This window comes from Enterococcus sp. 12F9_DIV0723, assembly GCF_002174375.1.
GTDB classification, from domain to species: domain Bacteria; phylum Bacillota; class Bacilli; order Lactobacillales; family Enterococcaceae; genus Enterococcus_A; species Enterococcus_A gilvus.
The window spans coordinates 258,929-273,268 of record NZ_NIBK01000003.1 but is presented as its reverse complement, the minus strand read 5'-3'; the positions used below and the strand labels follow the sequence as shown (position 1 = coordinate 273,268).

Below are 14,340 nucleotides of genomic sequence, written 5' to 3'. Positions count from 1 at the left end.
GCATTTCTTTATTTGCCAGTGCCTCCACCACCTATTCTTTGTATTTTTGTTCTCTTAACGCCCGGATAAATTTGCTGATTTCTCGTAACCAAATAGCCTCATCCATGGTTTTAGCAATAGTTAATTTGATAACCATTTGATCCTTTTCAACACCTAGAGTTGCTTTCATCTTCGTTACACTTAATGCTTCAAAAAGCTGTTCGACTTTATACGCTTTTGTTCCAACTTTGCTTAGGGTAAAAATAATTTGCTGCTGACGTTTTTGTATACTCTCAACTAATGCCCGATCGCCATCCATTTTGATTTGACCGACGTTCAGCAAATTGGCTACCTCATCAGGATAATCACCAAAGCGATCAATCAAGTCTGCTTCGACTTCATCTAGCATCTCCGTGCTTTCTAGTTCGCGAATCCGTTTATAGATCTCGATTTTTTGTCGTTCATCTTCTATATAAGTTCCCGGAATATAGGCGTCGATTCCAAGGTTGATTTCAACTGATGTACGCTCCACTTGGGTATTTTTGCCTTGCTTCCGATCTACTGCTTCGGAAAGCATTTGTGAGTACATATCAAAGCCGACTGCGTCAATAAAGCCATGCTGCTGAGCACCAAGAAGGTTTCCCGCACCACGAATAGATAAGTCCCGCATCGCGATTTTGAAGCCTGAGCCTAATTCAGTAAAGTCTTTGATTGCCTGCAGACGTTTTTCACTGACTTCATTCAGTATTTTTTGCGGCTCATACATGAAATACGCATAGGCGATTCGACTGCTTCGTCCTACACGTCCACGTAATTGATACAATGTGGACAGCCCCATATAATCGGCGTTTTCTACAAACAACGTATTTACGTTGGGAATGTCTACCCCCGTTTCAATAATCGTTGTCGTCACCAAGATGTCGTATTGTCCATCGATAAAGTCCATCAATGTATTCTCTAACTGTACTTCGGTCATTTGACCGTGCGCAAATCCGATTTTAGCATCTGGTACCAACATTTGTAATTCTTCTACTTTTCGTTCGATTGTCTCTACCCGGTTATACAGATAAAAGGCTTGCCCGCCACGTGCCATTTCTCGCTCGATCGCTTCACGGATCGCTCCGGGATTCGTCTCCATTACATAAGTTTGAATTGGGTAGCGATTTTCCGGAGGTGTCTCGATGACTGAAAGGTCACGTACGCCCAGCATCGACATATGCAGCGTCCGAGGGATCGGTGTAGCGGTCAACGTTAAGACATCCACTTGAGATCGGAGTTGCTTTAAGCGCTCTTTGTGTTTCACGCCAAAACGTTGTTCTTCGTCGATCACTAATAAGCCCAAATCTGCAAATTTTAAATCTTGTGACAACAGACGATGCGTACCGACTACAATATCGATTTGTCCTGTACGAAGTTGTTCAATCGTTTCATTTTGTTGCTTCTTTGTACGAAAACGACTCAACATTCCCACGTTTATAGGGAAATTTTCAAAACGTTCGGTCATCGTATCGTAATGTTGCTGCGCCAAAATCGTCGTCGGAACAAGGAATGCTACTTGTTTATTTTCTTTCATTGCTTTAAAGGCTGCTCGCAACGCAACTTCTGTCTTCCCAAAACCAACATCGCCAACCAACAGACGGTCCATCGGGCGCGCCTTCTCCATGTCGTGCTTGATTTCCGAAGCGCTCCGTAACTGATCGTCTGTTTCACTATAAGGAAAGGCATCTTCAAATTCCTTCTGGTATTCGTCATCTGGACCAAAAGCATACCCGCGCTCTGCTTCACGCTTCGCATATAGTTCAATCAAGTCATCTGCGATATCTTCAATTCTTTTCGATACTTTACTCTTTGTCTTAGTCCACTCGCTGCCGCCTAATTTATTGATTTTCGGCGGTTTTGCTTCAGAAGAAACGTACTTTTGGATTAGGTTCAATTGTGTAACTGGAATGAACAGTTTGTCGTCTTTTTGGTACAGAATCGACATATAGTCTTGATGGACCCCATCTATTTCGATAGTCTCCATCCCTATATATTTCCCGATTCCGTGATTTGCATGAACGACATAGTCGCCTGTCTTTAATTCATTATAGCTCTTCAGGCGTTCCGCGTTGGAGATCGTTTGGCGGCGCGCACGTTTTTTGGTTACATTTTGGAAAATTTCCCGTTCTGTTACCACTACTAACTTATCTTGCGGCAGCTCGAATCCATTCGTTAAATTTCCTATTACAATTTGCGTTTGTCCTACTACTATTTTATCTGGAGTTGTTTGCACTGCTTGGATAGCCACATCTCGAAATTCTTGTGTGAGTTTTTCTTGACGCTCTTGGTCAGAAACAAGGAATAGTACTGTTTGTCCTTGTTTTTGCCAACGATCGACTTCTGTTTTCAGTAATGGCATTTGCCCAAAAAATTGCTGCATCGAGCGGTACTGAAAATTATGGATTGCTTCGAAGCGCAAATTTCCCATTCCTTTTTGAAATAAGGAGAAGAAGCTTGTTACAAGTTTAGCCTTCTTTATTAAGTCGTGGGCATTCATTCCAAATGTTTGATCAGAAAACACTCTCAGCTCTTCGATTTTTTGCGTGTGCCACTCCGCTTCTTCTCGTTCCATTTCACGGTTCGTTTCCATTATTCGAGGATAGTCATCGACAAATAACAGCGCATCTTCAGCAAAGTGATCGAGTAGAGATACTTTTTCTTCATATAGTAAATCCGTATAATACTTGGCCTGCTCTGTAGGGATTCCATCTTCCCACGACGCAATGAGCTGACCAAAGTAATCATTTAAGAAATTATACGCTTCTTTTTCCTTCATGACCGCTAAACGATTTTGTAAAAGTTGAGTCACCTTCTGCGCGCCTTGTGTCAAATCTTCCGCAGAGAAAACCAAATCTGTAGTTGGGGTGATCCATGCTTCATCTAAATTCTCCACAGAGCGTTGCGTCTCTGGCTCAAAATAGCGTAAAGAATCTATTTCCACATCGAACAACTCTACACGAACAGGATATTCGGTCGTCAAAGGATAAATGTCAACGATACTGCCGCGCATACTGAACTCACCGGGTTTTCCGACCATTGTTTGCCGCTCATAGCCCATCAATACCAACCGTTGTGCTAAGTGATCTAGATCAACTTCGCTGCCGATTTTCCAATGTAGTTGATTGGCTTTCCATGTTTCAGTTGACGGTAAATACTTTCTCAATGCAGCGATCGGAACAACGTACAGTCCTTTTTCACCTTGAGAAAGCGCCTGTAGCGTAGCAACGCGTTCTGCTCTTGCTTCAGGGGAGGCAAAAGCCATTTCTGCCGAAAGTACTTCATCCACAGGAAACAAATGAACATCGTCAACGATCTGACGCAGTTCATCTGCTAATTGATTACTATAGTAAAGATTGGGCACTGCGATGATTGTCTGCTTTTGACTTGTCTGATACGTCGCTGCCATCACCAAAGCTTTAGCAGACCCAGAAAGACCGATCAGCAATTGCCGCTTCGCTTTTTTACTTAAATTCGCTTGCCACTCTTTTATTAGCGGCAGCTGATTTATAAATTCAATTAGATTCATCGTTCTTGCTCCTTATACATTCCTCTTTACACGTGCTGTCCAAGACTATTTAGAAAGCTTCTCGCCTCACATGCAGTTCCTATTTCCTCAGTATCAGGGTTAATTAAATCGATTCATTGTTTGTAGAAAATCCGCCCCTGCTACAAAGTCATCTGAGGCATCTGCCGCACGGGCGACACTGACAGCGATTGTTTCTGCTTCTTCTTTACTAAATGTACTTAATACATGGTTTACAACTGTTTTACCGTTTGGCCGTCCAATACCAACCTTGATACGATTAAATTCTTGTGTCCCAATATGAGAAATAATACTTTTTAATCCGTTGTGCCCCCCGGCGCTTCCTTTTTTTCTCAAACGCAATTTACCAAGATCCATATCTAAATCATCTGCGATGACTACTAATTCTTCAAGATAAACACCGAAGTACGTCATCAGTGGGCCAACTGCTCGACCAGATTCATTCATGAATGTTAAGGGCTTCACCAACAAGATTTTTTCGCCATTTACAAAGTAGTCTGCTACTTCCGCTTCAAACGTATTCTTTTTGAACGTAGCGCCATGTTCTTCTGCTAGACGGTCAACCACCATAAAACCAATATTGTGTTTCGTATTTTCGTATTTTTTCCCTGGATTTCCCAAGCCAACGATCATTTTCATTTGTATTCGCCTCATTTATAATTATCATAGTCACCTAAATGTCATCGTTTTTCAGTTGCATGACAAAATGCTGGATAGTCAGCTGACTACCCAGTAAGAAATTTTCTTTATACAGTATAACACAAACTATACTGTAGTGACCGTTTTCAATGCTCTAACCTGTTTTCAAAAACCTGTTATTTTTGCAAAAAATTAATCATATCAGCACCTTGGAGCATCAATGCATGAAACGCTTACTTTGGAAACAGCTGAAAAAACTGTATTATTAATGAGTAAAACACGTGACAAATTTCATTAATTAGTGTTATCATTCCACTGGAAAACAAATATAAGAAGGGATTGGTACACATGACTGCAACAGCAGCAAGTAAAACCCATCAAAAAGTAATGTTAATCGGAGACGGCGCCGTAGGTTCAAGCTATGCCTTCGCACTTGTCAATCAAAATATCGCTCAAGAAATCGGTATTATCGATATCGATACCAATCGTACGCAAGGTGACGCAATCGACTTATCACATGCATTAGCATTCACATCACCTAAAAAAATATATTCTGCTTCTTACGAAGACTGTCACGATGCTGACTTAGTTGTTATTACAGCGGGCGCACCACAAAAACCAGGTGAAACTCGTTTAGACTTAGTTGGTAAAAACTTACGCATCAACAAAAGCATCGTAGAACAAGTCGTTGCTTCTGGCTTCGACGGCATCTTCTTAGTTGCTGCCAACCCTGTAGATATCTTAACGTATTCTACATGGAAATTCTCTGGCTTCCCTAAAGAACGCGTTATTGGTTCAGGAACGTCATTGGATACAGCACGTTTCCGTCAAGCAATCGCTGAATTAGTTGACGTTGACGCACGTAACGTCCATGCTTACATTCTTGGTGAACATGGTGATTCAGAATTCCCAGTTTGGTCACACGCAAACGTAGCTGGCTTGCAAATTTACGAATGGGTAAAAGATAATCCAGAAGTAGATGAAGAAGCTTTAGTAAACTTATTCTTCGGTGTACGTGACGCTGCTTACGAAATCATTGAGAAAAAAGGCGCAACATTCTACGGTATCGCCGTTGCTTTAGCTCGTATCACTCGTGCAATCTTAAATGATGAAAGTGCTGTGTTCCCTCTATCAGTTTATTTAGAAGGTCAATACGGACAAAGCGATATTTATATTGGTGCACCTGCTGTTATCAATGCAAAAGGTATCCAAAACATTATCGAAATTCCATTAAGCGATGCTGAAAAAGATCGTATGGATGCTTCTGCGAAAGAATTAAAAGAAGTTATGGACAAAGCTTTTGCTGATCTTGAAGCTGAAGGAAAATAAGACACTTTTCGAAGCCGCAAGGAATCTGATGATTCTTTGCGGCTTTTTTAATATTTGCTAATGTTTCAGAACATATCATTCGTATTTTACTCATTCTGTGGTATATTTATAGTCGGTATATCATTTACACTTAGCGGCTATTATATAGAAGAAAATGCTTCGATAATGGATGAAAACCAAATACAGAAAAGCAATGAGGAGTTATTTCGATGACAAGAAATGAAAAAAGAAATTCTCGTGGCCGAACACGTATCGGCATGATTGTTGTTTTAGGTTTATTGGTAGTTTTAGTTGGCGGATACGCCGTTCGCAGTACATATTACGCACAAAGATTTCTCCCTAATACGGTAGTCAATGGCGTGAAGATTAATAATTTAACAGTAAGTGAAGCCAATCGAAAAATCACTCGCGAACTTTCAGACTCTCCTTTCTTGATTAAAATTGATGATCAAAATTGGAAAGAGATCAATCGCAAAGACTTAGGCTGGAAAAATGATTATTTGCCTGGCTTAAAGGAAATGCAAGAAAAGCAAAACCCCTTTAGTTGGGGAATGCAGTTAGTTTCTGCCGCTGACACAAAAGATGTCGAGGGCAATACATTAGACGAAAATAAATTAAACGCTGTTGGCGAAGCAGTCAGAGCAGAACTTACACAAACAAACACAACACGTACTGCCACTGAAAATGCAAAAGTCTCTCGTACAAATGAAGGCTTTGAGATCACTCCCGAAAAACAAGGGAACACGATTGATGTCGATGCAGCCGTAACTGCGTTTAAAGAGGCAGCGAAAGACGGAAAACATACTGTTGATTTTGATCATTATCTTGCCAAACCATCAATTACTAAAGATAATGCTGATTTGAAAAAGACAATGGACAAAATGAATGCTGTGGCAAAAATCAAGGCAAACTACAGCGTCAATGGTCAAAACTTCCAGATTCCTACATCAGACATTAACGATTGGTTGATTGACGATAATGGCACAATGTCTCTAGATCAGGATAAAGTAACAGCTTACGTGAAGAGCTTAGGTGAAAAATACAATACCAGCTCAAAACCAACAGAATTTAACAGCACTCGTCGGGGTAAAGTTTCAGTTCCTTCTGGTACATTCAGTTGGACGATCAATACTCCTGCAGAAGTTGAAGCCTTAACAAAACAAATTCTGGAAGGGAAAGATTTCACTCGTTCCCCTGTCGTTACTGGTGCAACGACAGCCGACAAACCATTAGTGGATAAAACATACATTGAAGTCGATCTTCAAAACCAACATATGTGGTACTACAAGGATGGAAAAGTTGCTCTAGAAACAGATATCGTTAGTGGGAAACCAAGTTCTCCGACCCCACCAGGAGTTGACTATGTTTGGTCTAAAGAAACGAATAAGACCTTAAGAGGAAAGAACGATGACGGTACTGACTATGCAAGTCCTGTGAAATATTGGATGCCGATTGATTGGACCGGCGTAGGACTTCATGATTCTGATTGGCAGCCTGAATACGGCGGCGAATTATGGAAAACACGTGGTTCTCATGGCTGTGTAAACACTCCACCAGACGTTATGGCAAAACTTTTCGATATGGTTGATGTCGGTACACCTGTTTTAGTATTTTAATAAATCAAAACCAGCGAACTTGTTTCGTTGGTTTTTTTAGTTCTTGTATCTACTTGTGTTGACGGAAAAGTCTTACTGATTTTCCGTCAACACTTTTTTATTGGAAAAGTTCTCAAACCATTCTTTACTACTATATAAATGAATGTACTTCTCTCTGCAAAAAAGAGCCATTCAATTTTTTGCTTTAAAATAGAGCATGCACAAATTATATTAAAAAATTGCAACACACTCTCCTTCTTTTAGATCTCTGATTTTTAATCAAAAAAAGTATGTTGCGCATTCGTTCTCGCAACATACTCACTAAAAATTTATTCAGCTTAGCAGAGTTGAGTACTTGAGAGCAGGTACTCACTTACTCCGCAGATGTAAATACTTCAGAAACATCATCATCATCTTCAAGCTTCTCAACTAAGCGATCCAATTTTTCTTTGCTTTCTTCGTCTAAACTTACAGTCGTTTGAGGAATCATTGTTAATTCCGCTTGAGCCAATACAAACCCATCCGACTCTAATTGATCTCTTACACTGACAAAATCCTCTGCAGCAGTATAAATCTCAAAAACCTCAGGCGAGATATCCATGTCTTCCGCGCCAGCTTCCAACACGTTTTCAAACATGGTATCCTCATCAACTGATAAACCCTCTCGTTCAATCGCCATATACCCTTTACGATCAAACATATAATTAACAGAACCCGTCTCACCTAAATTCCCGCCATTTCTAGAAAATGCAACACGTACATTAGTAGCGGTTCGATTGCGATTGTCTGTAAGCGCATGGACTAAGATAGCAACGCCCCCCGGACCATACCCTTCGTAAGTGATCTCATCGTAATGTTCCCCTTCACCTGCCGAAGTAGCCTTTTTTATCGCACGATCGACATTGTCGTTTGGCATATTTGCGGCTTTCGCTTTATCGACTACTAAACGTAAGGCTGGATTTACACTTGGATCAGGACCCCCAGCTTTAGCTGCCATATAAATTTCTCGAGACATCTTCTGAAAAATTTTTCCTCGTTTAGCATCTTGTGCATTCTTACGCCCTTGAATGTTATTCCATTTACTATGTCCTGACATGGTAGATTCCTCCAATTAATTATTGATCCCTCTTATTGTCCGTCTGATTGTATTTTTCGTCAAGAATAATCTTCACATTAACGTTTCTTACGAAGAGCACGATAAATGATAATAATTACGCAAGCCGTCAAAGCACCGCAAGAATCCAACATCACATCTTGGAATAAAGGCGTTCGTCCGCCCGTTAACATTTGATGAAACTCATCCGTAGCTGCATACCCAGTTGCAGCCATCCAAGCAAAATACAGGCTTAAGACCGATGACTTTTGCTTCAATTTCGGTGATAATCCTAAGTATAGACTTCCTCCTAAAATAAAATACGTCATGAAATGCGCACCTTTGCGAATAAAAAACTCGACAAATTTAACATAGCCTTTTGCAGAAATACTTACTTCGCTGCCCGCGTAGTTAAATGAAACGCGACTAAAGAACTCTTTCAATGGCTCGTTTGCTAATAATTTTTGAATTAAAGATACCTGACTTTGTTGTTGATACGTCATCGACGAACTAATAAATAAAATCATCATCATCAAAATGGCAATACCTAAATAAAAATTACCATTTTTCATTTGTTTCTGCATTGCTTTTCCTCCAATAAAAAAACCGGTACGAAACCCGTACCGGTCATAAGTGATTTAGTTTGATTACATACGAACCGCAAAGCTTGGTGCATAATAGCTTACAGAACTTACTGTAACTGTTTCACCTGGTTGTGGTGCGTGGATGTATTGTCCTCCGCCCATTGCGATCGCTACGTGGTATGTTCCACCAGGGCTACCCCAGAAATATAAGTCTCCAGCTTGTGCTTCACCGACTGAGATGCGTGTTCCAGCTGATTCTTGAGGAACAGTCCATCCGCCGATTTCACGACCAGTTGCTTGACGGAATACATATGAAGTAAAACCAGAACAGTCAAATCCTGCTGGTGTTTTACCACCCCATACGTAAGGTGTACCAATGTATTTCATCGCTTCAGCAACCACTGATCCGCTTGTAGCAGGCGGTGGTGTTGGTGTTGATGGTTTTGGTACTTCCGGCGCTGGTGTTGGCGTAGGTGCCGGAGTTTGATCATTAGTTGATGACGATGTTGAACCTTGATTGTTATTAGCGCTTGAGTTCCCATTGTCAGTCGGAGTTGCACCGCCACCTTGGAAGTTGTCTTCGCTAGATGATTCTGATGAAGAAGATTCTGTCGTGCTTGTTTGTTGTTCTGTTGATGATGTTTCTACTGTAGTTGAAGACTCAACTGTTGAGCTTTCAGTTGTCGTTGTGCTTGCAGCAGCTTCTTCTTGTGCTTTGCGATCTGCTTCCGCTTTCGCGTCTGCATCGGCCTTTGCTTTTGCATCTGTTTCAGCTTTTTTAGCAGCTTCTTGTGCTTCTGCAGCTTTACGAGCTTCTTCTTGCACACGTTGTTGTTCTTTGATTGCAGCATCTTGTTTTTCTTTCAGACTAGCTTTTTCGCCTTCAGCAGTTGCTTGATCAGCGGCTAGAGTCGTCGTTTGAACATTTAAGTCTGCTTGTTTCGTAATCAAATCACCTTTTTGGCTTTCCAATGTAGCTTGGTTTGCAGCGATTTGTTCTAATTGTTTTTGGTTTTCAGATTGTTTTTGTTCAACTTCTGCTTTGTCTGCTTTTTGTTGTTCAACTAAGTCATTGTTTGCTTTAGCGATTGTTGCCATCGCTTGAACACGACTAACAACATCGGTAAATGATTCAGCGTTCAATACGACATCCACAACATTTGAACCTGAAGATTGTTTTACTTGCGCACTTCGCGCTTGCTCTTTGATTGCTTCTGAGCGTTTTTCGATACGTTTATCCAACGTTTCAATTTGCTTTTGTAATTCTTGTGATTTTTGTTTTAATGATGCTTGTTCGTTTAATAACCCTTGGGCTTTATCGTTAATTGAAGCAACTTCACCTTCTAATGCACTGATTTGTGACTGTGCATCGGTTTGTTGATTCTGTAAACTTGAAATTTTAGCATCCTGATCAGCAATTTTACTATCGAATTCATCGGCAGAAGCTGCGGCTGGAGCTGCTAATGCGCTTAATGTTACTGAACATACCATTAATGCTGATAACAAACTTTTTTTCACTCTTATGTCCTCCGACTACTTAATCTTTTATTTTGAATTTTATTAGACTTTTTTTCTAACACATTCATGAGTTTACCACAGCTGTATGTCACCCATATAATAGCTTTGTTACAAAAACATTTCATTTTACTATTTTTGAGTTACAAATTCAGGCAACAAAAAAACAGAAGAAAAATTCTTCTGTTTTTTCCATTTGACCCATACCACTAGTTTTTCCTTTATAAATCAAGGTTTTCTTCAGGCGGGCCAATCAAAATTTTCTCTAATGGGAAGATTAAAATTACAAACGTTAGAATATTAAAAAGCAGTGTTGGACCTAGGTATCGGGGGACAAAAAAGTCTCCGCTGATGCCTGTTAAACCAAAGACTGACTGCAACAATAAACTAATTAATTCAAAGAGCGTCACACTAATCACAATAGTGAAAAAGAGCGTCAAAATATTTTGCTGGATTGTCTTTTTGAAAAGGTAAAACAGTAGGACCAAGAGTGGGAAAATGACGGCATAAATACCGATAACTCCTATGTAATAAAGGTCATACAAGATCCCTAAAAACAATGATGTTCCTAACAAAAACCGTTCATCTATCACGCGCGACAGGATCAATAGAACCAACAGTGCCAAATGCGCATTTGCAACATAAACATTGTCTGTCAAAGAAGCGATGATCCGCGTGATATGTGCGTCTAGTAAAAATAAGAAAAATAAGAGGAATGGCGTAATATATTTTAAGGTTGTCCGCGTAATCATTCAGTTGCTCCCGCCATTCTTTGGATAATCGTTACGACTGAGATATCATACATTTGCGCATAGGGTTTAATGTAGACCTCGCGATTTAACCCATAGCTATCTGGCTTGACCTTGACAACTGTTCCAATAGCAAGGTCTGCTGGAGAGTTTCCTCCTAAACCGGACGTTTGAACGACATCGCCTTCTTTGATGTCTTCTTCGCCAGTAATTTCCGATGCGATTAATTGTTGCGATTTTACGTCGTATTTATTCAATACTCCGAAAGAATTCCCCTTGCCGGAACTTATTTTTACTGGAAAATGATTGCTGCTTTTATTATCTGATGTTAATAACTGGATTTTAGATGAATGTGCATTTACTTCCATCACACGACCAATTAGTCCTTTCTTGGACATGACCGCCATATTTCCCTCAACACCATCGCTGCTCCCTTTGTCCACGATCAGCATATCTTGCCAAGTATCCGGCGAACGGGTAATGACATTTGCCGTTACCTTCTCATAGCTGGTCAATGTTTGGTTCAATTCTAGCTCGTTTTTTAAACGTTCAATTTCTTGTGCTTGATTTTTTGTTTGCTGTTTCACTTCATCGTATTGATCAACTTCATTTTTTAATTTTTGATTTTCTTCATACGTGTTCATCAAATTCGACACGGAATGAACGCCGCTGCTAAGCCAACGTCCTGGTGCAGTAATTACTTTATCGACAACACTGATCGTATCATTCACAGCTGATTGGACGATATTCGTGTCGCTGTCTTTCGCACGATTCGCTGCAGTAATCGAAACAGTCGCCACAACAACGATAACAACAATTAATATAATAATAATATTTTTATTCGGATTGAACTTTCTCACTTAGGCACCTCTGAACGCTATAATATAGATTGAATTTTACCACTAAATGGCGGTATAAAAAAGCGTGGACGGTTGATTTTAGAGAATTTTAGTATCTCACATCAAATAAAAAAAGAGCGGCAGATTTGTTTTAAAAAAAACAATCTGCTGCTCCTCTATTTATACATCCCTACTCTGAATCACAGCGATCAATCCCTCCTCAAAGGATACCTCTGCATCACCATCCAAAAATTCATTACTGGCTAAACTAGTGGGTTGTGCAAAGTCTACATTTGAGAGTTCATACTTCACATTTTTCAATGTCAATTTTTTTACAGGAACGATACAGCAAAATGCGACATACTTCATCATTGGGTTTTTAGCAATTTGATAACGTCCTGAAGAAATATAATTCACAACATTGCCTTCATCTGCGATCTCTATTTGACTTAAAAATGGCTGAAAGCGCGGCTCAGCGCCTAACCATAGATTGGCTAACAGATGATCCAACCGCCCGCCCGTTGCACCGATCAGCGTTATTTCAGCTTCAGGGAAACGTTCAAAAGTTGTTTGGAGTGCCAATTGTGTATCGGTGTCATCTTTTTCTGCTGGAGAAGTCATCACTTCCGCGACGCTGTCAAATACTTCCTTTTTTTCCTCTTCATTTAGAGAATCAAAATCGCCAATCGCTAAATCGGGAATGATTCCTTGACGCAACAGAAAGAGGTTCCCACGGTCAATTCCGATGACTTTATCGAATTCATTTGAAAAAGCAGGCCAGTGATTTGGATCACCGCCTGCAACAAGTAATATCTTCATTAGTCGATAGCCGCTCTCAAAGCATTGATTTTTTCTTGCGGGTTTTCTGCGTCATAGATATACGAGCCGGCAACAAATACATCTGCGCCTGCCTCCGCACATTTTTTAGCTGATTCTGGTTGAATACCACCATCTACTTCAATTTCATATTGGTAACCATGTTTTTTTCGTAGGCGATCCAATTCCGCGATTTTTTCAACTTGGCTCTCTATGAATGTTTGACCACCAAACCCTGGATTAACGGTCATCACTAAAATCTGGTCTACGTCACCCAAGATAAATTCGATTGATTCAATCGGTGTCCCGGGATTCAAAACGACTCCCGGCTTCACGCCTGCCGTTTTGATCATTTGAACCACACGATGAATATGCGGCGTAGCTTCCACATGAGCCATAATGATATCCGCACCCGCTTTTGCAAAATCATTGATGTAATTCTCAGGATTAGCAATCATCAAATGAACATCCAATGGTAATTTAGTTACTGGACGCAAGGCGCTCACGACAACTTGGCCGAATGAAATATTCGGAACAAAGTTTCCATCCATTACATCAATGTGGATGTAATCTACGCCGGCATTTTCAACCATTTTTACTTCTTCACCTAGTTTTGCAAAATCTGCGCTTAAGATCGATGGGGCAATTTTCATAATTAGTACTCCTTTTTCATTTTAATGTATTTATTTTATGCTTTTAAAGCCTTACTCTACTAAAAAACGATCCAGTTCATTATTTATTTTTCTTGTAAATAGGACGACGCTTCTCAATTTCCTGCAGGAATTGCAAGTAATTGTCATAGCGAGTTTGTGCAATTTGCCCTTCTTCGAGAAGGCGTTTTACTTCGCAGCCAGGTTCTTTCACATGACGGCACTCGCGGAATCGACAACGTGGAGCCGCCGAACGGAATTCAGGAAATTCTTTGGGTAATTCTTCAGCAGAGATTTCAAGAAAATCAATCGAGCTGAAGCCAGGTGTATCCGCCACTAGACCATCAAATAAATACAGCAATTCTACATGCCGCGTCGTATGCCGACCACGTCCCAATGAATCCGAGATTTCACCCGTTTCTAAATTCAAATCAGGAGAAACGTCATTCAACAATGTAGATTTTCCTGCACCGGATTGCCCCATAAACACAGTTAGATTTCCCTTAAACAAGTCTGTTAGCTTTTCCTTGTCCTGATCCCCGTCGATTACCGGGTAGCCTAAAGGCTCATAGACAGAACGAATGTCGTCAACTAATGAGTGGTCCGAGACTAAATCTGTTTTCGATAAATAAATAATCGGATGGATGTATTTATTTTCTAAAGTCACTAAAAAACGATCCAACAAATTGTAAGAGAAGTTAGGCTCAACTAAACTGGTTACGATTACGCCTTGATCCACATTGGCAACTGGCGGTCGAACCAATTCATTTTTTCTTGGCAGCAGCTCAAGGATGTACCCCTCACTGTTTTCTTCACTGCTGAAAACTACTTCGTCGCCTACTAAAGGTGTCAGCTTTCTTTTACGAAAATTCCCGCGTGCACGTGTTTGATAGGTCTTTCCTTCACTCGCAACATAATAAAAACCGCTTAGTGCTTTACGAATCTGTCCTTCGATCCGACTCATCTCCT

General features: G+C 40.4%; 12 protein-coding genes. 2 read left to right on the top strand and 10 right to left on the bottom strand.

What is annotated here, in order from left to right; genetic code table 11:
- Nucleotides 1–31 precede the first annotated feature (31 nt).
- Together mfd and pth are read right to left on the bottom strand one after the other, a co-directional pair.
- Nucleotides 32–3,544, bottom strand: a complete 3,513-nt coding sequence (gene mfd, locus A5868_RS18640; RefSeq protein WP_086306426.1) for a transcription-repair coupling factor — start codon at nt 3,542–3,544, stop codon at nt 32–34.
- Nucleotides 3,545–3,643: 99 nt separating this feature from the next.
- The gene (pth, locus tag A5868_RS18635) at nt 3,644–4,201 is read right to left on the bottom strand and encodes an aminoacyl-tRNA hydrolase (protein WP_086306425.1); all 558 of its coding nucleotides are present in this window, start codon (nt 4,199–4,201) and stop codon (nt 3,644–3,646) included.
- A 348-nt stretch (nt 4,202–4,549) separates the two neighbouring features.
- On the opposite strand from pth, the gene A5868_RS18630 reads away from it, so the two are divergent.
- Both A5868_RS18630 and A5868_RS18625 read left to right on the top strand, forming a co-directional pair.
- On the top strand, nt 4,550–5,530 hold the full coding sequence (locus A5868_RS18630) for an L-lactate dehydrogenase (protein ID WP_010779615.1): 981 nt from the start codon (nt 4,550–4,552) through the stop codon (nt 5,528–5,530).
- A gap of 209 nt (nt 5,531–5,739) precedes the next feature.
- Nucleotides 5,740–7,146 (top strand): L,D-transpeptidase family protein, encoded by a 1,407-nt coding sequence (locus A5868_RS18625; protein WP_086306424.1) that lies wholly within the window; start codon nt 5,740–5,742, stop codon nt 7,144–7,146.
- A 352-nt stretch (nt 7,147–7,498) separates the two neighbouring features.
- Here A5868_RS18625 and A5868_RS18620 read toward each other — a convergent pair whose 3' ends face one another.
- The 8 genes from A5868_RS18620 to rsgA form a co-directional block, all read right to left on the bottom strand.
- On the bottom strand, nt 7,499–8,221 hold the full coding sequence (locus A5868_RS18620) for a YebC/PmpR family DNA-binding transcriptional regulator (RefSeq protein ID WP_086306423.1): 723 nt from the start codon (nt 8,219–8,221) through the stop codon (nt 7,499–7,501).
- Between the two features lie 77 nt (nt 8,222–8,298).
- Nucleotides 8,299–8,802, bottom strand: a complete 504-nt coding sequence (locus A5868_RS18615; RefSeq protein WP_086306422.1) for a VanZ family protein — start codon at nt 8,800–8,802, stop codon at nt 8,299–8,301.
- 63 nt (nt 8,803–8,865) lie between these two features.
- On the bottom strand, nt 8,866–10,320 hold the full coding sequence (locus A5868_RS18610) for a C40 family peptidase (protein ID WP_010779611.1): 1,455 nt from the start codon (nt 10,318–10,320) through the stop codon (nt 8,866–8,868).
- Nucleotides 10,321–10,538: 218 nt separating this feature from the next.
- Nucleotides 10,539–11,069, bottom strand: a complete 531-nt coding sequence (gene mreD, locus A5868_RS18605; protein WP_010779610.1) for a rod shape-determining protein MreD — start codon at nt 11,067–11,069, stop codon at nt 10,539–10,541.
- On the bottom strand, nt 11,066–11,926 hold the full coding sequence (gene mreC, locus A5868_RS18600; RefSeq protein WP_010779609.1) for a rod shape-determining protein MreC: 861 nt from the start codon (nt 11,924–11,926) through the stop codon (nt 11,066–11,068). Before mreC ends, mreD begins: the two co-directional genes overlap by 4 nt.
- A 159-nt stretch (nt 11,927–12,085) precedes the next feature.
- Nucleotides 12,086–12,724, bottom strand: a complete 639-nt coding sequence (locus A5868_RS18595) for a thiamine diphosphokinase (protein ID WP_086306421.1) — start codon at nt 12,722–12,724, stop codon at nt 12,086–12,088.
- Nucleotides 12,724–13,374, bottom strand: coding sequence for a ribulose-phosphate 3-epimerase (rpe, locus tag A5868_RS18590; RefSeq protein ID WP_086306420.1), 651 nt, complete (start codon nt 13,372–13,374; stop codon nt 12,724–12,726). The genes A5868_RS18595 and rpe overlap by 1 nt, the downstream gene beginning before the upstream one ends.
- A 79-nt stretch (nt 13,375–13,453) precedes the next feature.
- Nucleotides 13,454–14,335 (bottom strand): ribosome small subunit-dependent GTPase A, encoded by an 882-nt coding sequence (rsgA, locus tag A5868_RS18585; RefSeq protein WP_086306435.1) that lies wholly within the window; start codon nt 14,333–14,335, stop codon nt 13,454–13,456.
- Nucleotides 14,336–14,340 lie beyond the last annotated feature (5 nt).

What these genes read in the sequence shown, in the direction of transcription:
- A5868_RS18625 (WP_086306424.1), top strand. Translation starts at nt 5,740, where the DNA reads ATGACAAGAAATGAAAAAAGAAATTCTCGTGGCCGAACACGTATCGGC.
- A5868_RS18615 (WP_086306422.1), bottom strand. Translation starts at nt 8,802, where the DNA reads ATGCAGAAACAAATGAAAAATGGTAATTTTTATTTAGGTATTGCCATT.
- A5868_RS18620 (WP_086306423.1), bottom strand. Translation starts at nt 8,221, where the DNA reads ATGTCAGGACATAGTAAATGGAATAACATTCAAGGGCGTAAGAATGCA.
- rpe (WP_086306420.1), bottom strand. Translation starts at nt 13,374, where the DNA reads ATGAAAATTGCCCCATCGATCTTAAGCGCAGATTTTGCAAAACTAGGT.
- pth (WP_086306425.1), bottom strand. Translation starts at nt 4,201, where the DNA reads ATGAAAATGATCGTTGGCTTGGGAAATCCAGGGAAAAAATACGAAAAT.
- mfd (WP_086306426.1), bottom strand. Translation starts at nt 3,544, where the DNA reads ATGAATCTAATTGAATTTATAAATCAGCTGCCGCTAATAAAAGAGTGG.
- A5868_RS18630 (WP_010779615.1), top strand. Translation starts at nt 4,550, where the DNA reads ATGACTGCAACAGCAGCAAGTAAAACCCATCAAAAAGTAATGTTAATC.
- A5868_RS18595 (WP_086306421.1), bottom strand. Translation starts at nt 12,724, where the DNA reads ATGAAGATATTACTTGTTGCAGGCGGTGATCCAAATCACTGGCCTGCT.
- mreD (WP_010779610.1), bottom strand. Translation starts at nt 11,069, where the DNA reads ATGATTACGCGGACAACCTTAAAATATATTACGCCATTCCTCTTATTT.
- rsgA (WP_086306435.1), bottom strand. Translation starts at nt 14,335, where the DNA reads ATGAGTCGGATCGAAGGACAGATTCGTAAAGCACTAAGCGGTTTTTAT.